Annotated in this window: 16 protein-coding genes; 10 read left to right on the top strand and 6 right to left on the bottom strand. The window is 68.1% G+C overall.

Translation table 11 applies throughout. The features are described from left to right. Nucleotides 1-53 precede the first annotated feature (53 nt). Genes coxB through WKW77_RS27410 form a run of 4 tightly spaced genes read left to right on the top strand, consistent with a single transcriptional unit; the run spans nucleotide 54 to nucleotide 4989 of the window. On the top strand, nucleotides 54-743 hold the full coding sequence (gene coxB / locus WKW77_RS27425) for a cytochrome c oxidase subunit II (RefSeq protein ID WP_340360059.1): 690 nt from the start codon (nucleotides 54-56) through the stop codon (nucleotides 741-743). After that, nucleotides 740-3277: a cytochrome c oxidase subunit I gene (gene ctaD, locus WKW77_RS27420; RefSeq protein ID WP_340360058.1), complete on the top strand. Its 2538-nt coding sequence runs from the start codon at nucleotides 740-742 to the stop codon at nucleotides 3275-3277. Before coxB ends, ctaD begins: the two co-directional genes overlap by 4 nt. 55 nt (nucleotides 3278-3332) lie before the next feature. Further along, entirely contained in the window at nucleotides 3333-3671 is a 339-nt protein-coding gene (locus WKW77_RS27415; RefSeq protein WP_340360057.1) for a hypothetical protein, read from the top strand. A gap of 7 nt (nucleotides 3672-3678) precedes the next feature. Beyond that, complete coding sequence (locus WKW77_RS27410) at nucleotides 3679-4989, top strand: ferredoxin reductase family protein (RefSeq protein ID WP_340360056.1); 1311 nt, start codon at nucleotides 3679-3681, stop codon at nucleotides 4987-4989. A gap of 119 nt (nucleotides 4990-5108) precedes the next feature. On the opposite strand, the gene WKW77_RS27405 is transcribed toward WKW77_RS27410, so the two are convergent. The 3 genes from WKW77_RS27405 to WKW77_RS27395 are packed head-to-tail and all read right to left on the bottom strand — an operon-like array spanning nucleotide 5109 to nucleotide 8541. Then, nucleotides 5109-6719, bottom strand: coding sequence for a rhodanese-related sulfurtransferase (locus WKW77_RS27405; protein ID WP_340360055.1), 1611 nt, complete (start codon nucleotides 6717-6719; stop codon nucleotides 5109-5111). Further along, a complete protein-coding gene (locus WKW77_RS27400; RefSeq protein ID WP_340360054.1) occupies nucleotides 6716-7339 on the bottom strand; it encodes a cysteine dioxygenase family protein in 624 nt (207 codons plus the stop codon). Before WKW77_RS27400 ends, WKW77_RS27405 begins: the two co-directional genes overlap by 4 nt. Continuing rightward, nucleotides 7336-8541 carry an acyl-CoA dehydrogenase family protein gene (locus WKW77_RS27395; RefSeq protein WP_340360053.1) on the bottom strand — a complete coding sequence of 402 codons (1206 nt, stop codon included), beginning with the start codon at nucleotides 8539-8541 and terminating at the stop codon, nucleotides 7336-7338. The genes WKW77_RS27400 and WKW77_RS27395 overlap by 4 nt, the downstream gene beginning before the upstream one ends. A 152-nt stretch (nucleotides 8542-8693) precedes the next feature. On the opposite strand from WKW77_RS27395, the gene WKW77_RS27390 reads away from it, so the two are divergent. The 6 genes from WKW77_RS27390 to WKW77_RS27365 are packed head-to-tail and all read left to right on the top strand — an operon-like array spanning nucleotide 8694 to nucleotide 14837. Next, nucleotides 8694-9797: an LLM class flavin-dependent oxidoreductase gene (locus WKW77_RS27390; protein WP_340360052.1), complete on the top strand. Its 1104-nt coding sequence runs from the start codon at nucleotides 8694-8696 to the stop codon at nucleotides 9795-9797. A 40-nt stretch (nucleotides 9798-9837) separates the two neighbouring features. Further along, on the top strand, nucleotides 9838-10839 hold the full coding sequence (locus WKW77_RS27385) for an ABC transporter substrate-binding protein (RefSeq protein WP_340360051.1): 1002 nt from the start codon (nucleotides 9838-9840) through the stop codon (nucleotides 10837-10839). After that, nucleotides 10836-11915 (top strand): ABC transporter permease, encoded by a 1080-nt coding sequence (locus tag WKW77_RS27380; RefSeq protein ID WP_340360050.1) that lies wholly within the window; start codon nucleotides 10836-10838, stop codon nucleotides 11913-11915. Before WKW77_RS27385 ends, WKW77_RS27380 begins: the two co-directional genes overlap by 4 nt. After that, nucleotides 11909-12691: an ABC transporter ATP-binding protein gene (locus tag WKW77_RS27375; RefSeq protein ID WP_340360049.1), complete on the top strand. Its 783-nt coding sequence runs from the start codon at nucleotides 11909-11911 to the stop codon at nucleotides 12689-12691. The genes WKW77_RS27380 and WKW77_RS27375 overlap by 7 nt, the downstream gene beginning before the upstream one ends. A gap of 39 nt (nucleotides 12692-12730) precedes the next feature. After that, a complete protein-coding gene (locus WKW77_RS27370) occupies nucleotides 12731-13843 on the top strand; it encodes a c-type cytochrome (protein WP_340360150.1) in 1113 nt (370 codons plus the stop codon). 37 nt (nucleotides 13844-13880) lie between these two features. Then, nucleotides 13881-14837: an ABC transporter substrate-binding protein gene (locus WKW77_RS27365; RefSeq protein ID WP_340360048.1), complete on the top strand. Its 957-nt coding sequence runs from the start codon at nucleotides 13881-13883 to the stop codon at nucleotides 14835-14837. Nucleotides 14838-15029: 192 nt separating this feature from the next. Here WKW77_RS27365 and WKW77_RS27360 read toward each other — a convergent pair whose 3' ends face one another. Genes WKW77_RS27360 through WKW77_RS27350 form a run of 3 tightly spaced genes read right to left on the bottom strand, consistent with a single transcriptional unit; the run spans nucleotide 15030 to nucleotide 19583 of the window. Beyond that, entirely contained in the window at nucleotides 15030-16217 is a 1188-nt protein-coding gene (locus WKW77_RS27360) for an MFS transporter (RefSeq protein WP_340360047.1), read from the bottom strand. 29 nt (nucleotides 16218-16246) lie between these two features. Next, nucleotides 16247-16936 (bottom strand): ligase-associated DNA damage response endonuclease PdeM, encoded by a 690-nt coding sequence (gene pdeM, locus WKW77_RS27355; protein ID WP_340360149.1) that lies wholly within the window; start codon nucleotides 16934-16936, stop codon nucleotides 16247-16249. 4 nt (nucleotides 16937-16940) lie between these two features. Next, entirely contained in the window at nucleotides 16941-19583 is a 2643-nt protein-coding gene (locus WKW77_RS27350; protein WP_340360046.1) for a ligase-associated DNA damage response DEXH box helicase, read from the bottom strand. Nucleotides 19584-19608: the final 25 nt, after the last annotated feature.

Raw genomic sequence — 19608 nt, 5'->3', positions numbered from 1 at the left:
GTTCTTCTCCTTCGAAGCGCATGTCGTTGTCGATGGGCGGCCATCCTAGCCTCATGCGCGCTGCGCTCCAAGCCGGATCGTTGGTGGCCTTGTCGGGCTGCAGCGGGCCGCTGTCGACGCTCGATCCTTCCGGCCCCGCGGCCGCCTCGATCGCCACCATGTGGTGGGTGATGCTGATCGGTTCGGCGGTGCTCTTCCTGCTGGTCGTGGGCATCTTCATCCAGGTCTTCCGCCGTCCGGGCTGGGGCTCCAGCGTATCGCCCACGCGCTGGGTCGTGCTGGGCGGCCTGGTGCTGCCCGCGATCGTGCTACTGCCGCTGCTGGCCTACGGGCTGGTCACCGGCGAGCGCCTGCTGCCCTTGCCGGGCAGCGCGCCGCCACAGCGCGTCGAGGCGGTCGCGGCGCAGTGGAACTGGACGTTCCGCTACCCCGACCACGGCGGCGTCGAGACGCGCAACATGCTGCTGCTGCCCGCGGGCACGCCGGTCGACATGGTGGTGACGAGCAAGGACGTGATCCACGCCTTCTGGGTCCCGCGCTTCGCCGGCAAGGTCGACGCCGTGCCGGGCAGGGTCAACCGCCTGCGCATCCAGGCCGACCAGCCCGGACGCTACGAAGGCACCTGCGACGAGTTCTGCGGACTCGGCCACGCCGGCATGCGTTTCGGCGTGATCGTGTACCCGCAGGGTGCATTCCCGGCCGCACTCGAACAGGCACGCGCCGCACCGGAGGCAAGGAAATGAGCGGACCCGTCGATCCCCGGCCGGAAGGCGCGAAGGCGCTGCGGCTGCACCGGGAACTGACCCGGATCTGGGCGACCGGCCCGGGCTGGCAGCGGCTGGCCTCGGTGAATCACTCGGTCATCGGCATGCGGATGTTCATCACGTCCTTCACGTTCTTCCTGATCGCGGGCGTGCTCGGCATGCTGACCCGCGTGCAGCTCGCGACGCCTCATTCGGGCTTTCTCGACCCGGCGACCTACAACCAGGTCTTCACCATGCACGGGTCGATGATGCTGTTCTTCTTCGCGATCCCGATGGTTGAGAGCTTCGCCGTCTACCTCACGCCGAAGATTCTCGGCACGCGCGATTTCGCGTTCCCGCGCCTCACCGCCTACGGCTACTGGTGCTATCTGTTCGGCGCGTCGATCGTCACCGCCTCGCTGATCCTCGGCGTCGCGCCGGACGGCGGCTGGTTCATGTATACGCCGCTCAGCTCCAGCGTCTTCACGCCGGGACTCAACGCGGACATCTGGCTGCTCGGCATCACCTTCGTCGAGATCTCGGCGCTGTCGCTGGCGATGGAGATCACCGTCTCGGTGCTCAAGATGCGCGCGCCTGGCATGTCGCTCGACCGCATGCCGATCTTCGGCTGGTACATCCTCATCACCGCGATGATGATGATCGTCGCCTTCCCGCCGCTGATCCTCGGCTCGATCCTGCTGGAGATCGAGCGCGCCTTCGGCCTGCCCTTCTTCGATCCGACGCGCGGCGGCGACTCGCTCCTGTGGCAGCACCTGTTCTGGCTGTTCGGCCACCCGGACGTCTACATCATCTTCCTGCCGATGGCGGCGGTGCTGTCGACCATCATCCCGGTCTTCGCCAGGCGCGAACTGGTGGGCTACCGCATCATCGTGGTCGCGATCATCGCGCTCGCCTTCCTGAGCTTCGGCATCTGGGTGCACCACATGTTCACCGTGGGCATTCCGCACCTCGCGCTTGCGTTCTTCTCGGCGGGCTCGGCGATCGTCGCGGTGCCGACGGCGGTGCAGGTCTTCGCGTGGCTCGCGACCCTGTCGCACGGCAAACCGCGCTGGGACGTGCCGATGCTCTACATCTTCGGCTTCTTCTTCGTCTTCGCGATGGGCGGCCTGACCGGCGTGATGCTCGCGATGGTCCCGTTCGACTGGCAGGCGCACGACACCTACTTCGTGGTGGCGCACATGCACTACGTGGTGGCCGGCGCACTCGCGTTCCCGATGATGGCCGCGCTCTACTTCTGGCTGCCGCTGCTCACCGGCCGGACCGCGGTGCACCAGCTTTCGGTGCCGGCGTTCTGGCTGATCTTCATCGGCTTCAACATGACCTTCTTCATGATGCACCTCACCGGCCTGCTGGGCATGCCGCGGCGCATCTACACCTACCAGGGCGACGAAGGCTGGAACTGGCTCAACCTGCTGTCGTCGGTCGGCGGCTTCGTGATGACCATCGGCTTCGGGCTGCTGGTGATCGACCTCATCGTGCAGCTTCGCCATGGCCGCCGCGTGCGGCGCGACCCGTGGCAGGCGCAGACCTTCGAGTGGGCGATGCCGATCCCACCGGCGCCCTATGCCTTCGCATCGATCCCGCATGTGGGCCCGGAGACCGAAGGCGTGCCGAGAAGCGAACTCGCCCTTGCGCTCGCGCGCGGCGAGGGCTACCTCGGCTTCACGCGCAACGGCTGGCAGGAAGCCCTCGGCGTGCACGCGACCAGCGGCAAGCCCGAGCAACTGATCCTGCTGCCGAACCCGACCTATCTGCCGCTCGTCACCGCGATCGTCACTGCGGGCGTGGTGCTCGGCTTCCTGTTCAAGGCCTACTGGGTGTCGGCGGCGCTCGCGCTGGTCACGCTGGGCCTGTTCGTCTGGGGCGCGCGCCATGCCGGGCTGCCGCGCGACTACGGTCCGCTGCCGGTGGGGCGAGGGGTCGAGGTGCCGCCGCACACCGAATCGGCGAGTGCACCCTCGTGGCTGTCGCTGATCTGCGCGCTGGTGGCCAACGGCACGCTCTTCACCTCGCTGGTGTTCGGCACTTTCTATCTGTGGCTGGCGGGCGCCGACTGGCAGAAGATGACGCCGCCCGAACCCAGCAGGATGCTCGCCTTCGGCGCGATCGCGTGCCTGGTGGTGGCAGTGGCGACGGCACGCGGCTCGCTCAAGATCGTGCAGCGCGGTGGCAAGCCCTGGGGCTGGCTGGGCCTGACTGCGATCGCCCTGCTCGCGGTCATCTCGCAGGTGGTGCAGCTGATCATGGGCGTGACGCCCGATCCGAGCAAGCATGCATTGGGTTCGACGGCCTGCGTGCTGCTCGGCTACGTGGTCCTGCATGCGGGCGTGGGCCTGCTGTTCCTCGTCAGCAACGCCCAGCGCATCGGCAACGGCCATGTCTCGCAGCGCCGCTTCAACGACCTGCGCCTGACGCGGCTGTGGCTCGACTACACATTGGTCACCGGCATCATCGCGCTCGGGCTGGTGCTCTCGCTGCCGGCGCTGGTGACCGTCCTGGGGGCGAGGCCATGAGCCGCCCCGTCGCTCCGAAGGCAATGCCGAAGCGCTGCTGCGCGGAGGTCCCGGAATGAACACCGTCCTGGTGCCGCCCGGCCGCACATGGTGGCTCGCGTCGGCCTTCATCGTGTGGTGCGTGGCGCTGGCGGTGCTCTATGCGCTGCATGCCGTCGGCTGCGCCTTCGGCTGGTCCACCGGCGCACTGCGCTGGAGCCTCGTGCTGGTGTTCGTCGCGCACCTGCTCGTGATCGGCTGGATGTGGCGCAAGTTCGCCCGCGGACGGCCCGACCCGGCCACCGGCAAGACCGGCAGCTTCCTGCACGAAGCCATTCTCTGGACCGTCATCGCGGCCTTCGCCAGCACGGTGTTCGCGCTCGGGCCGCCGCTGCTGCTCACGACCTGCATCTGAGGCCCGCATGCGAAGCAGGACCGTCTGGGCCGCCATCTACCTGCTGTTCATCCTCGCGCCCCTGCTGGCGCTGCTCGCGGGCGCGATGCCGCCGGCCCGCGACTTCTGGACCGAGTTCTCGGTGGCGCTCGGCTACAGCGGGCTCGCGATGATGGGGCTGCAGTTCGGACTCACCGCGCGCTTCCGGCACGTGACCGAGCCGTGGGGCGAGGACGTCATCTACCACTTCCACCGGCGCATTTCGCTGATCGCCGTGGCGCTGGTGGTAGTGCACCCGGCCATCCTCGTCGCGGCGGGCTCGGAAAAGCTGGCGATGCCCGATTCGGTCGCCGACGTGCCGATGGGCGCCGTCTTCGCGGTGCTGTCGCTGGGCTCGGTGGTTCTGCTGGTGATCATGGCGCTGTGGCGCGTGCGGCTGAAGATCAGCTACGAGTTCTGGCACATCAGCCACATCGTGCTCGCGGTGGCCGCGGTCGGCGGCGGACTGCTGCACATGGTCGGCTGGGGCTTCTACCTTGCGGACCCATGGAAGCGCGCCCTGTGGATCTGCATGACGATCTTCTGGATCGCCCTGCTCTTCTACGTGCGCCTGTTCAAGCCGCTCTTCATGCTGCGCCGCCCCTACCGCGTGACCGAGGTGCGCGCCGAACGCGGCGACACCACGACGCTGGTGATGCGCCCCGATGGCCATGCGGGATTCCGCTTCACGCCGGGCCAGTTCGGCTGGCTCACGCTGTGGGGCAGTCCTTTCAGGATCACCGGGCATCCGTTCTCGTTCTCGTCGAGCGCCGAGGCGGGCGACGGGCGCGTCGAGATGACGATCCGCAACCTCGGGGACTTCACCCAGGGCATCGCCAAGGTGCCGGTGGGCCGGCGCGTCTATCTCGACGGACCCTACGGCGCGTTCACCATCGGCAACCCGGCCGACATGCATGTGCTGATCGCGGGCGGCATCGGCATCACGCCGATGATGAGCATGATCCGCACGCTCGCCGACCGCGGCGACAAGCGCCCGCTGATCCTGCTCTATGGCGGCAAGGACCTCGCATCGATGACCTTCCGCGAAGAACTCGATGCGCTCTCCCGCCGCATGGACCTCACGGTGGTGTACGTTCTTTCGAGGCCCCCGGCAGGCTGGACCGGCGAGACCGGCTACATCGACGCCGATCTGTTCAAGCGCCACCTGCCGCCGCACTATGCCGATCACGAGTACTTCATCTGCGGGCCGGACGTGATGATGGATGCGATCGAAATCGCGCTCGGCGAAATGAAGGTGCCAATCGGGAAGTACCACTCGGAGCGGTACAGCTTTGTTTGAGATGACGCACCGCGCGGTCGAAGCATTCCTTGAGCCGGCCCTGTGCCTTGGCCGCAGCTTGCACGAGCCGCCGCAGCATGACGCTCATTGCACCGAGCCTGTCGTGACTGCCAACTCGACTAGATCACGCGGAAATGATGAGTCCCATCCGCCCCGAGTTGCGCAACCAGCCCGAATTCCCAGTCCAGGTAGGCTTGCATCGCTTCCGCGGGTGCGTCAGTGCCCTCGTAGGGCCTGCGATAGCGGTCCGTCGGCGGCGTGGCGACGTTCTTCCAGCCGGACTCGCCCGGCTGACCGGCCGCGAACCACGCCGCATTGCCGCCGGCGAGCACCACCACTTCGGCGTCGCTGCCGCGTGCGTTCAAGTGGCCTCGCAGATCTCGCGCTGCGAAGCGCGCGAGCAGGCTGCTGCCGCAGGTGAGCACATAGTGGCGCGCGGGCGGGATCGCATCGAGCGCCTGCGGCAGCTGCGCCCGGATCGCGAACCACGCGCCCGGGATGTGCCTGCGCGCGTGGTTGACGCCGGCCGTCACGTCGATCACTGCCGTGCGCTCCGGCGCGTCGCGCAGGCATTTCGCGAGCTGCTCCACGGAGATCTCGTGCACGATCGGTGCGTCGGGATGCACCGCCGGCGCGGCGCCGCGGACCTTGCGCGCCGCAGCCGGATGGTCCTCCACCACGTACACCTCCCACCCCATCTGCGCGAGCCATGAGGCCGTCATTGGTGCGCGCACGCCATCATCGTCCGCGAGGACGATGCGCGCGCCCCGCACCGGCGCCTGGTGGTCGGTCTCCTGCACGAGCTGGCCGCCAGGGGCGCTGCCAAATCCCGGCAGGTGCCCGGCCTCGTATTCCTCGGGGGTGCGCACGTCGAAGCGGTAGACGGTGCGATCCGGCAGCTCCAGCGACTCGATGGCATCGAGCGACACCTGCTTCACGCCTGCGCGACGCGCCACATCCTGCGCGCTGGCCCGCGCGGCCGCACGGTTCGCCTCGGCAGCCTCGGGCGCGCGCCGCGATGCCTGATGGTCGAGGACCTGCCCCGCGAGCTTCCAGCCGATGGTGCCGTTGCGCAGCGCAGCGACCGGGTTCGGAATGCCCGCGTTGACCAGCGATTGCGTGCCGATGATGCTGCGGGTGCGTCCCGCGCAATTGACGATGACCTGGGTGGCCGCATCCGGCGCGAGTTCGCGCACGCGCAGCACCAGCTCGGCGCCCGGTACGCTGGTGGCCGTCGGAATGCTCATCGTCTGGTACTCGTCGAAACGGCGCGCATCGAGCACGACAACATCGGCCTTCGCGTCGATCAGCGCCTTCACTTCCTGTGCCGACAGCGACGGCGTGCGCCGCTCATGCTCGACCAGTTCGCCGAACGCCTTGCTCGGCACGTTGACGTCACGGAACAGCTCGCCGCCCGCTTCGCGCCAGCCGTCGAGGCCGCCTTCGAGCAGGTGCACCCGCGTGTAGCCGAGCCCGGCGAGTCTTGCGGCGGCAATCGGCGCAAGGTCCGCGCCCGCGTGTTCGCCGTAGAGCACGATGAGCGTGTCCCGGCGGGGAATGCGGCGCCAGGCTTCCAGCTCCAGCCTCGAGAGCGGCAGGTTCGCGGCCCACAGCGGATGGGCCTGCGCAAAGGGGTCTTCCTCGCGCACGTCGAGAAGCGCGATCTCCCTGCGCGCCAGCAGTTGCTCGCGCACGGCGGCAAACGAAAGGGTCGGAAATCTGGATGTCATGATTGGCGAAGCTCGGCAGAACGGTCCCACAAGTCGGGAAGTTGCGTATTGGAATAGCCCGAAACGAAGGGCTTGCGCCCGCCGGCGGTAGGGTAAGTGTGCCGCCTCACGGCACCGATGTTGGCGCCGTAGACATGAATGCTGATCGACACGCGGTCGTCATACGCGTTGTGCACCCGGTGCACGTCGCCTACCAAGGGCGACACCGCTTCGACCTCTCCCGGTTCGAGCCGAACCGCAGGACCGTGCGATTCAAGCAGCGCATCGCGCTCCCGATAACGCTGGCTGTACTCCGCGCCTCGCAGCATGCCGATCAGGCCCCAGACCGTGTGGTCATGCACCGGCGTGGCTTGCCCCGGGCCCCAGACGAAGCTCACCACCGAGAAGCGCCCGGTCGAATCGGCGTGCAGCAGGAACTGCTGGTAGCGCTCCGGGTGCGGCAGTGCGAATGCCTCGGGCAGCCAATCGTCGCGCGACACCAGCTGACGCAGCAGGGCCGCGCCTTCGCGCAGGATTTCCGGCTCGGCCGGCCGGCGGTCGAGCAAGTGTCCGAAGCGAACGACGAAGTCGCGGAGGGGGGCAATGGAAGAGGCGCGCGCCACAGGTGCCGCCCCGCTCATGCTGCAGCCACCAGTGCGGCCTTGCCAGCATTGACCAGGATCGCGTCGTTCTGCGGCGTGTGGATGCGGCTGCACAGTACATCGCGATAGTGCCGCTCCAGCGGGTTCTGCCGCGTGAGGCCATGATTGCCGCTCAGTTGGAGTGCAAGCTCGACCGCCCGGATCGAATGGCTCGTGACCGAATATTTGAGCAGGCCGCTTTGCGTGGCCGAAGGCGGCTGGCCGGCATCGGCTCGCGCCGCAGCCTGATCGAGCAGCACGCGACTTGAGTGCAGCAGCGCTTCGATCTCGCCCACGTTTTCCTGCACGCGCGGCAACGTAGCCAACGGGGCTCCCAGCCCGCTCGGCGCTCGCCGGTTGACAAAGCCCAGCAGCCAGTCGCGCGCGGCCCTCGCCACCGCGTCGTAGAGCGTCCCCAGCAGCACGGTCATCCACACTTGCTGCGTCGCATGGGCATCGATGTCGGTCTGACTGCCAGCGTCTGGTGCCCATGCGGCGGGCGCCCGCAGGTCGGCCGCATGGTCGAGCGGGATCGCCACATCCTCGAACACCACCTCGTGACTACCCGAGGCGCGCAGTCCCAGATGATCCCAGCTTGCGATCACGCGCACGCCGGGCGCATCGCGGGGCACCAGGAAGACGCCCACGCGTGGCGAAGCCTCGTCGGTGCGGCCCCAGACCGCGAGCCAGCGCAGGCCCTCGATGCCGGTCGTGTAGAGCTTGTGGCCGCTGAGCCTCCATTGGTCGCCCTCGCGCTGCGCGATCGTCGCCGGCAAGCCTCCGCGCGCGGGCGAGCCGAGCGCAGGCTCCACTCGCAGCGCGTTGATGAGCGCCCCGTCGCGAACCGAGTCACGCAGCACACGTTCGCGCAGGTGCGCCGGCCAACGACTGTCACCGCGACCGATCGCCTGATGTTGCAGCCAGGTCATCGTGAGGATCAGCGCCGTCGCGGGTTCACCGTAGGCCACCGCCGCCAGCACGCGGCGTGCGTCCTGCAGCGACGCGCCGCTGCCGCCATGCACGCGCGGTGCGACGAGCGCGATCAAGCCGTGCTCGTGCAGCGCCGCGAAGTTGTCGTGAGGAAAGGCGCCGCTGCGGTCGTGGTCGGCCGCGGTTTCGGCAAAGCGTGCAGAGAGGCTCTCGAGCAGCGCGTCATCCGCTTCGGGGGCCACCGGAAGGCGGCGCAAGACTGGGGAACTCATGGGCAGGGACCTTATCGGCCGCCTCCCGCGCGTGGAACGACGGAAGACGCATATTCAAAGTCGATTTCCTGCCTTCGCGTTGCAGCGGCCGAGCGGTACGGTCACGCCTCATCCCCTCCCCTCTTTCACTCTCCCAGCAAGGACACGCAACCATGAGCGACATCGAATTCATCGGCATGATCCAGAGCCAGAAGGTCTCCGAGATCCATCCGGCGCGCGGCCCCGCCATCGACCGAGACTACGTGCGCGCCTTCGCGCAGGCGCACGAGCAGGCGGGCTTCGACCGCATCCTGGTGCCGCACCATTCGACCAGCCCTGACGCCACGTTGACAGTGGCCTACGCCGCCTCGGTGACCGAGCGCATCCACTTCATGCTCGCGCACCGGCCGGGCTTCGTCGCACCGACACTGGCCGCGCGCCAGTTCGCCTCGCTCGACCAATACAGCGGCGGGCGCCTCGCGGTGCACTACATCTCGGGCGGTTCCGACGACGAGCAGAAGCGCGACGGCGACTGGCTGGACCACGACCAGCGCTACGCGCGCACCGACGAATACCTCGACGTGCTGCGCAAGGTCTGGACCGCCGACAAGCCCTTCGACCACGAAGGAGCGCACTACCGCTTCCAGAGCGCCTTCTCGGAGGTGAAGCCGGTGCAGACGCAGAACGGCAAGCCGCATGTGCCCGTCTATTTCGGCGGCGCATCGGAAGCCGCCATCCCGGTGGCCGGCAAGCACGCGGACGTCTATGCGCTCTGGGGTGAATCGCTCGATCAGGCGCGCGAACTGACTGGCCGAGTGCGCGCCGAAGCGGCGAAGCATGGCCGCAGCCTGCGCTTCTCGGTGTCGTTCCGCCCGATCCTCGCCGACACCGAGGAGAAGGCCTGGGCCCGGGCCGACGCCATCCTGGCCGAGACGCGCCGCCTGCGCGTGGTGCAGGGCTTCGGGCGCGGCGGTCCGCAGCAAAGCGAAGGCGCGAAGCGCCTGCTTGCCGCTGCCGAGAAGGGAGCGCGCCTCGACAAGCGGCTGTGGACCGCCATCGCGCAGGAGATCGGCGGCCGCTCGAACAGCACCGCACTCGTCGGCACACCCGAGCAGGTGGCCGATGCGCTGCTCGACTACTACGACCTCGGCGTCACCACCTTCCTGATCCGTGGCTTCGACCCGCTGGAAGACGCCATCGACTATGGCCGCGAACTGATCCCGCGCACGCGGGAGCTGGTCGCGCAGCGCCTGGCCGCACGCCGCAAGGCCGCCTGACGCCGGCATGCATCCACGCCACCGAAAGGCCATGAACGCCATGAACGACATACATCTCTCACGACGCGGCGTGCTGCGTACCGGCGGCGCCGCCGCCGTGGTCGCTGCGAGCGGCCTGATCACCACGCGCGCCTGGTCGCAGCAGCGCAAGCTCACCTTTGCATGGAACGCATCCGCCTTCTGCCTCTCGCCCGTGGTGGTGGCGCAGGAGCGCGGCTTCTTCGAGAAAAACGGCCTGCAGGTGGACCTGATCAACTACACCGGCTCCACCGACCAGTTGCTCGAATCGCTCGCGACTGCGAAGGCGGATGCGGCGGTCGGCATGATCCACCGCTGGCTCAAGCCGCTCGAATCGGGCTTCGACGTGAAGATCGTCGGCAGCTCGCACGGCGGCTGCGTGCGGCTCGTGGGCGTGAAGGAAGCCGGCGTCACCGACCTGCAGAAGCTCAAGGGCAGGACCATCGGCGTGTCGGACATCGCGAGTCCCGGCAAGAACTTCTTCTCGATCCTTCTCAAGAAGAACGGCATCGACGCCGACAAGGACGTGACCTGGCGCCAGTACCCGGCGGACCTGCTCGACATCGCCGTCAACAAGGGCGAGATCCAGGCGATCGCGGACGGCGACCCCACGCTCTACCTGATCGAGAAGCGCAACAAGGGCCGCTACCAGGAAATCGCCTCCAACCTCTCGGGCGAATACAAGGACAAGGTGTGCTGCATCGTCGGCGCGCGTGGCGAACTGGTGCGCAACGAGAAGCCTGTCGTGGCCTCGCTGGTGCGCGCGATCGTGCAGGCGTCGGACTTCGTCGCCGAGAACCCGAACGAATCGGCGCGGCTCTTCGCGAAGTACTCGCCCAAGGTGCCGGTGGAGGATCTGCAGGCGCTTCTGGGCACGTTGACGCACGGGCATCATCCGACCGGCAAGAGTTTGCGCGACGAGGTGGAGTTCTACGCGCGCGACTTCAAGTCGGTTGGCGTTCTCAAGCAGAACACCGATCCGGTGCGGCTGGCGAACCATGTCTCGGTGGACGTGCTGGCATGACGACGGCGGACCACATCCTTGACGCACCGGCTTCGCAAGCGGCGCCATCGCACCGGGCGATATGGCGACGCGTGGAACTGGTGGCTCACACGCCCGCGGCGCTGTCGGAGTCCATCACGGAGGGCATCTGGCGCACCGGCCTCGCCGCGGCCTTGGCCTGGTTGGCGCTCGGCGTGCTCACCATTGCCTGGCCCAACCGCGAAGTGGGCTTCAGCGACTGGAACTTCACGCAGGAGTTCGGCGGCGCCGCCATCGCGGTCGCCGCGCTCCTGCTGCTGCTTTCGTTGCTCGGCGCGCGCGCCGGACACATCGCGCAGCGCCTGCGGCCCGCCGGCCAATGGCTGATCGCGGCGCCCGTGCTCCTTGCACTCTGGGAAGTGCTCACCGCCAAGCTCGGCGTGTTGCCGCCGCCCTTCTTCGCACCGCCGCAGAGCCTGATCGACGTCGCCTACGAAGATTGGGGCCGCCTTGGCCTGTCGACGGTGCACTCGCTGCGGCTGCTCGCCCACGGCTTCGTGCTCGGCGCCGTGGTGGGATTTGCGACCGGTGTGTGGATCGGCTGGTCGCGCATCGCGGGCTACTGGGTGCACCCTCTGCTGCGCTTTCTTGGCCCGGTGCCGGCTTCCGCGCTGCTGCCGCTGGCCTTCTTCTTCGCACCTTCGAGCTACGCGGCGGCGGTGTTCCTCGTCGGGCTCGCAACCTTCTTCCCGGTCGCGGTGCTGACCTGGTCGGGCGTGGCCTCGGTCAACAAGAACTACTACGACGTGGCCCGCACGCTCGGCGCGCCGGAGTGGTTCCTGGTGCTGCGCGTGGCGGTCCCGGCCGCGCTTCCGCAGGTCTTCGTCGGTCTGTTCATGGGCCTCGGCGCATCGTTCTCGGTGCTGGTCACGGCCGAGATGATGGGCGTCAAGGCTGGGCTCGGCTGGTATCTGCAGTGGTCCCAGGGCTGGGCGGCCTACGCCAACATGTACGCGGCGCTGCTGGTGATGGCCGTGCTGTGCTCGGGCCTCATCACGCTGCTCTTCGCGGTGCGCGATCTCGCGCTCTCGTGGCAGAAGGGAACGGTCAAATGGTGAGCACTGTAGAAGCAACGAAGACCGGCGCGCACATCGGCATCCGCAACGTCAGCCACTGGTTCAAGCAACGGGACGGCGTGCTGCAGGTGCTCGACGGCATCGATCTCGAGGTGCGCCCCGGGGAATTCGTTGCGTTGCTCGGGCCCAGCGGCTGCGGCAAGTCCACCTTGCTGCGGCTGGTAGCGGGGCTGGAGCCGGCGACCACCGGCACGCTGACGCAGGACGGCGAGCCGATCACGCGGCCCGATCCGTCGCGCATCGTGGTGTTCCAGGATCCGACGCTGTACCCGTGGCGCAACGTGTGGGACAACGTCGCACTCGGCCTCCAGGCGCGCGGGCTCCTGAAGGCGCAGCGCTCCCGCGTCGACGACGCGCTCAAGCTCGTCGGCCTTTCGGAATTCGCGAAGAGCTTTCCGCATCAGCTCTCGGGGGGAATGGCGCAGCGCGTCGCCCTGGCGCGTGCATTGGTCAACGATCCGCGCCTGCTCGTGCTAGACGAACCGCTGGGCAAGCTCGATTCGCTGACTCGCATCGCCATGCAGAGCGAACTGGTGAACCTCTGGCAGCGCACCGGCTTCTCCGCGTTGCTGGTAACGCACGACGTGGAGGAAGCGCTCTTCCTCGCGAACCGCGTGATCGTGCTGAGCGACCGGCCGGCGCGCATCGCCGCCGAGCTGACGGTGGACCTGCCCTACCCGCGCCATCGCGGGCATCCGCGGCTGGCCGAGCTGCGGCATGAAGCGTTGCGCCATCTCGGCCTCGACGACACCTGGTGACCATTGACAGTTCCCGAATGGCTCAACACCCTGATCGGAATGCTGCAGGGCACGCAGGAAGGGCTGCTCCGGCTGCTGGCCTGGATCGGCCTCGCGGGAACGAGCCACGGCCAGCCCGCGTGGCCTTGGCCGCTTCGACTGTCGGGCGAGAACCTGCCGATCGATCTCGGGCAGGCGCGAAGGCTCGCTCTGGGCCTCGGCTTTCTTGTGACCGCAGGGGTCGCGATCGTGCTCGCCTGCGTCTGGCGACGGCCCCGCCGGTATCTGTTGGCAACCGTGCCATTGCTGCTGATCGTCGCGCCATGGCCTGCCGCGCAGGTGGTGCTCGTGCCGGCATACCCGACGAGCTTTCATCGTTCGCCGACCGGCTTCAGCGCGTCGTCGATCGCGCTGGGGCAGGCGCTCTATGCACACCATTGCGCCGGTTGCCATGGCGACGACGGACGCGGCCAGACGCCGATCGCGGCATCGCTTTCGGTGTGGCCACCGGACCTCGCCGGCCCCCTGCTCTGGCGGCGCGCCGACGGCGACCTGCTATGGCATGTGCGCCACGGCATGAAGGACCGGCAAGGCACGATGACGATGCCGGCCTTCTCGCCACTGCGCGACGAAGACGGGTGGGCGCTGATCGACTTCATGAAAGCGCAGGGCGCTGGGCAGAGCCTGCGTGCCCGCGGCGTGTGGATCCGGCCGATCGGCCTGCCCAACGCCGAAGTGCACTGCGAGGGCCGCGAACCGCGCGCCCTGTCGAGTTGGCGCGGACAGCGCATTCGTATCGTGGCGGCGTCCATGGGCGGAGCCCCCGTGACCGAGGACCCGCGAATGACGACCGTGTTGTTGCGCCCCGGGCATGACGACACCGGCCGGCAGCAAGCCGAATGCGTCATCGAGTCACGCGATGCATGGAAAGCCTTCGCCCTGATCGCGGGCACCGATCAGCTCGCAGGCACGCAACTGCTCGCCGACCGCGATGGCTGGCTCCGCGCCCTCGGTGCGCCGGGCAGCGGCGGTTGGTCGGAGGACGACCTGCTCTGCCGCTCCGATACCGCCGCGGCCGCGTCCTCCACGCCACCCGCCGACGGCCTCGGCGCGCTCGTCGTGCGCATGGACGCCGAGCCGGTGCGCTTTCTCAAGGGCGGCTTCGTCCATTGAGCCGCCCTTTTCAATCTCTTCATTCAAGGAGCTATTCATGAATCATTCGTCCCGCCGCCAGTTCCTCGGCCGCACGCTCGCAGGCGCGGCCACACTGGGATTGCCTTCTGTCGCGCTGCACGCGCAAACTCGTGCGGTCCTCAAGGCCGGCGACCAGAAGGGAGGCCTTCGCGCACTGCTGGAAGCAGCAGGCGCACTCGAAGGCCTCGACTACGACATCCAGTGGTCGGAGTTTCCGGCTGCTGCACCGCTCGCCGAAGCACTCAACGCCGGTGCGGTGGACTCTGGCCCCATCGGCGATGCGCCGCTGATCTTCGCGCTGGCCGCGGGCACGCGCGTGAAGGCCATCGGTGCGAACCGGTCCGATTCCTACGGGACCGCCGTGCTCGTGAGGCCCGACTCGCCACTCAAGACGGCGTCGGACCTCAAGGGCAAGAGCATCGCGACCAATCGCGGCTCCATCGGTCATTTCGTCACGCTCAAGGCCATCACCACGGCCGGCCTCAAGCCGGAAGACGTGAACATCCGCTTCCTCGCGCCAGCGGACGCCAAGCTCGCGCTCACGCAGGGTTCGGTCGATGCATGGGCCACGTGGGAGCCCTACACAGCACTCGCCGAGACCAGCCACCACGCGCGAGTGCTGGTGGGCGGCCGGGGCCTGCTGCCTGGCTTGAGCTACCTGGCTGCCACCGATGCCGCCATCGCAGCCAAGCGGCCCGTGCTTCAGGACTTTCTGCAGCGTGTGGTGAAGGCGCAGGACTGGTCTTACCGCAACGTCGATGCCTTCTCGGCCACGCTCGCCAAGATCATCGGCATTCCACCCGAGGCCGCGAAGCTGCAATTCGAGCGCCGGCAGCAGAAGTGGGTACCGATTGATGCGCAGGTGATCGCCGATCAGCAGCGCACCGCGGATTTTTATCACCAGGTCGGCCTCATCAGGCAGGCGCTGGATGTGCGCCCGACCTTCGACACCGGTTTTGCGACCAGCGCCTGAACGCAAAGGTCTGGGTGAATCGAGTCTGTACGCTGCAGAGTGACCTGCCGATGCGTCGTATACGCACGCGTCGACGCCCGCGTAGCTCACTGGCGTCTTGGGGCGGCCCACTACCGCTTCTGAAGTGGGAATGGAACCATGCACGCCGGGGATCTCCAGCCACTCGCCCAGCTTGAAGCAGGCCCCCGCTGCTCAACGCAAAGGTGCCATCTCGAGGCGCGCGCACAGCGGCAACGCGAGCGCCGGCAACAGCGCCATCAGCAGGAATGCGCCGCCTCCGAGGCGTGCATACAGAATGCCGGATGACACGGTCAGCAGCGCTGTGAGCAACGCCGGTCCGAGTGCATAGAAGGCTTGACCCGTCGCAGCGAGATGCGGAGGCACAACGGCCCGCATGAGGCGCATGCAAGCGAGATGCAGAAGCGCAAAGGTCAATCCGTGCAGCGGCTGTACGAGTGCAAGCACTCCAGCATCGGTCGTGGACGCCATCACCCCCCATCGCAGCACGGCCGCCGCGGACGCGATTGCCGCTGCACCGCGCGGCCCGAGTGCATCGATCAATCGAGGACCGATCAGGATGAAGACCAGCACCTCCGCAACCACGGCCTCCGACCAGAGAATGCTGGAAGTGGCTGGACCGATGCCGGCCGCGTTCCATCGGATGACCGCGAACGCGTCATGCATTGCATGGCTGCCGTAGACAAGGGCCGCGACAAGCAGAATGCGCCGGAACGCGGCGATGCCCAACAGTTCTCCGAGCGCCCTCGAGGACGACGCTTCGGGGCCTGCATCGGCGTGGCTTTCGGACACCGGCAACAGCAGGGTGCTTGCTGCGGCGACCACAAGCAAGGTGCCCTGCATCCATGCGATCGACGTGAGTGCCGCCCACCCGATCACCTGGCCGGCAGCCAGCGTTCCGAGAACGAAGGCAGCCGAGGCCGAACCGCGAACCCATCCATATTCAAAATTCGTTCCGGGCGCGGCGCGCGACTTGGAAGCATTTAACGCCAAGGCATCGGCAAGCGATGTCGTCGGTGTCAGTGCGGCTTCATGGCAGAGGCGAACGATCAGAAAGATCCAGAACCCTGCTACCCATGGAAGGGTGAATGCAAGGCAGGCAGCAAGGGCAGCAGCCGCAGCCAGTACGTGGCGCAATCGTTGCGACCGGTCCGCGAGTCGCGCCGTCACCGGTCCTGCGATCAGCCGTACGACAGTGCTCAGTCCCAGCAGGAGTCCGATCTGCTCGGGTGTCATCCCCCGCGTTTCGAAGAAGCGGGGCCAGAAGGGCGAGGCCACCCCGAACGAGGCGTACATCGACACATAGACAAGGACGAACGAGCGTAGCGCACGAGACCGGGTCGTTCGCATGGTGTCATGCATATGCTTTGCACGAGCGCGGGACGAAGCCTTCATCGCCGCGGCGGAATCGCCCACACGCCGTCGCCGCCGATGGCGTAGAAGTCGCGCCCGGGCGCCGGCTCGATCGTCCACCCACCCGTGAATTCGCCGAACGCCGGAAGCACCGCCTGACCGATTTCAGCGACGAAGCAGGGCAAGCGAACACTGTCACGCCCTTTTCCATGCAGGCGGCAGACCGGATGCAGATGTCCGGCCAACACGAAGTGGGTCGGATGGGATTGCGGATGATGGCAACAGGCAAAGGGCCCGAGGAGCCAGGGCTCGTCGACGATGGAAATGCCCAAGGACTGCGGCGGATCGCCGGCGCGGCTGTCGTGATTGCCGCGAACGAGCGTCATGCGCACGCGGCGGCGATGGTTGCGCCAATCGCCCAGCGCTTCCAGCAGGCGCGGCGTCCGCGCCTGTCGGGCGTGCAGGAAGTCGCCGAGAAAGACGATCGTGCTCGCATCGAGCGAGCCGACGAGCGCATCGAGCCGGTCGAGGCTCCCCCCTGTCGTGCCCGCGGGCACGGGCTGGCCGAGCGCGCGGAAGGTCTCGGCCTTGCCCAGGTGCAGGTCCGCGACGAACAAGGTACGTTCCGCCGGCCACCACAGCGCGCGCTGCGGCAGCAGATGCAGGCGTTCGCCGGCCCAGAGCACCTCGCAAAGGCGACCGGCTGTACGAGGGGCGCTGGAAACCATGGTGCTAGTTTGCGCGCCGCTGCCGCGCACTCCGGCGTTGCCTGCCGCCCCGCTCGGGCCCGGCCGGGGCCTGCGAATCGCCCGTTCCCTCGACACCGAACACGAGGTTCGACCGCACTGCCCCCGGGTCATTCGCCGCCGCGCCCGGCTCGCCACCGGCCGCCTTTTCGAGCTGCGCCACCATGCGCGCGATGCGGTCGCCCACGTCCTCGTTGGAGAGCTTCTCGCGGAACAGCTCGACCATCAGCGGGAAGGCGAAGGGCGTCGGCCTCGCCAAGTTGTGCAAGGTCAGCCGCTGGGCCGCCATGCGACGCAGGCTCGCATGCAAGCGGCCGATCTCGAGCTCCTGCGACAGCAACTCCTGCTCCGCCTGCGTGAGCAGGCGGTTCGCAGGGTCGTACTTGCGGAAGACCTCGTAGAAAAGTGACGACGAGGCCTGGAGCTGTCGGTTGCTGCGGCGCTCGCCCGGATAGCCCTGGTACACCAGTCCGGAGATGCGCGCGATCTCGCGAAAGCGCCGCCGCGCGAGTTCGGTCGCGTTGAGGCTCGCGAGCACTTCGCGCAGCGGCGCGGCCCGCTCGCCCTCCCCGCCTTCATGCGACGTGTGCAGCAGCCGGGGCAGCAGCGCAGGCCAGTCCACCGGGGTCGCGCTCAGCAGTTCGAATCCGTAGTCGTTGACCGCGATCGAGAAGGTTGCCGGTGCATGCTGCGCCACCCGCCACGAAAGCAGGTTCGCGAGGCCCATGTGCACCGGACGCCCCGCGAAGGGATAGAGAAACAGATGCCAGCCTTCGCGGGTCACCAGCGTTTCGGCCAGAAGCGTCTCTGGCGTTGGGAGCGCCGACCATTTCTGCTGCAGTTCGAGCAGCGGACGCACGCGCTCCATTTCGGGCGAGTCGTAGCGGCCCCCGTCGGCGAGCGCAAGCTGCTGCACGACCGCATCGGCGAGCGTGCTGCTGAGCGGCATGCGGCCGCCGTTCCAGCGCGGCACCACCGGCCTGCGACCGCTCGCACGACGCACCAGCGCAGTCATCTCGTGCACCCGCACCAGCTCCAGCATGCGGCCGCCGAAGAGGAAGCAGTCGCCGGGCTTCATTCGTGCGATGAAGCTTTCCTCGACCGTGCCGAGCTTGGCGCCCTGAAGGTACTGAACGCTCATGCTGGCATCGCTCACGATGGTGCCGATGTTCGAGCGGTGGCGGCGCGCGAGCCGCGCATCGGGGACGCGCCAGAGGCCATCGTCATCCGGCAGCGCGCGGCGGTAGTCCGGGTAGGCCGTGAGCGACGGGCCGCCCCGCGAGACGAAATCGAGGCACCACTGCCAGTGCTCGCGCGAGAGATGTGCATAGGCGGCCGTGTCGCGCACCTCGTCGTAGAGCGCATCCGGCGCGAAGCCTCCGCCCAGCGCGACCGTGACCAGGTGCTGCACCAGCACGTCGAGCGGCTGTTCGGGCGAATGCCGCTCTTCGATGTGCCCGGCCGCGATGGCCGCTCGTGCGGCCGCGCCTTCCACCATCTCGATGCTGTGCGTCGGCACCAGCGTCACGCGCGACGGCCGGCCCGGTGCGTGCCCGGAGCGACCCGCCCGCTGCAGAAGCCGCGCGACGCCCTTGGGCGAGCCGATCTGCAGGACGCGCTCCACGGGCAGGAAGTCCACGCCGAGATCCAAGCTCGAGGTGCAGACCACCGCACGCAGCGAGCCGGTCTTGAGCCCGAGTTCCACCCATTCGCGCACCGCTCGATCGAGCGATCCATGATGCAGCGCGATCTGCCCTGCCCACTCGGGCCGCGCATCGAGCAGCGCCTGATACCAGATCTCCGCCTGCGACCGCGTGTTGGTGAAGACGAGTGCGGTGCGGCTCGCGGCGATCTCGTCCGCCACCTGCGGGAGCATCGCGATGCCGAGGTGGCCTGCCCACGGGAAGCGATCGGCGCGTGGCGGCAGGAGCGAGTCGATGACCAGCGTCTTGGGCACCTCGCCCTGCACCAGCACGCCATCGCTGCCGGCGAGCAGCGTGCTCATCGCCTCTTCGAGATTCCCCACCGTCGCGGACATGCCCCAGACCTGCAAAGCCGCGTTCCAACGCCGCAATCGTGCGAGCGCGAGCTGGACCTGCACGCCCCGCTTGTTGCCCAGCAGTTCGTGCCATTCGTCGACGATCACCAGGCGAAGCGTCCCCAGCCTGTCCTTTGCATCGGGGCGCGACAACATCAGCGACACGCTCTCGGGCGTGGTGACCAGAACCGTGGGCAGCCGCCGGTCCTGCGCAGCGCGCTCGGACGACGAAGTGTCGCCGCTGCGCGCGGCCGCGCTCCAGGCTCGCACCGACGGCGCAAGCGCCTCCAGCGACTGCTGGATCGAGCGCAGGGTGTCGGCCGCGAGCGCACGCATCGGTGTGATCCAGAGCACGCGGAGGGGCGCGGGTTTCGTCGTCGGCTCAGCCCCGTGCGGATCGGCCAGCGCGAGGAGCGCGCCCAGCCACACGGCGTAGGTCTTGCCCGCACCGGTCGTTGCATGCAGCAGGCCGGAATGCCCGTCGCCGATCGCCTGCCATACCGCGCGCTGGAAGGCGAACGGCTGCCAGCCGAGCGACGCGAACCAGCGCTCGACGGCTTCCTCGATGCCCCGTGCAGCACGATTGCTCATGGGCGGGACGTTAGTGCAGAACGGC

It is taken from the genome of Variovorax ureilyticus (assembly GCF_037889935.1).
Taxonomy (GTDB): Bacteria; Pseudomonadota; Gammaproteobacteria; order Burkholderiales; family Burkholderiaceae_C; genus Variovorax; species Variovorax ureilyticus.
This window is presented reverse-complemented; position numbering and strand designations above follow the sequence as displayed.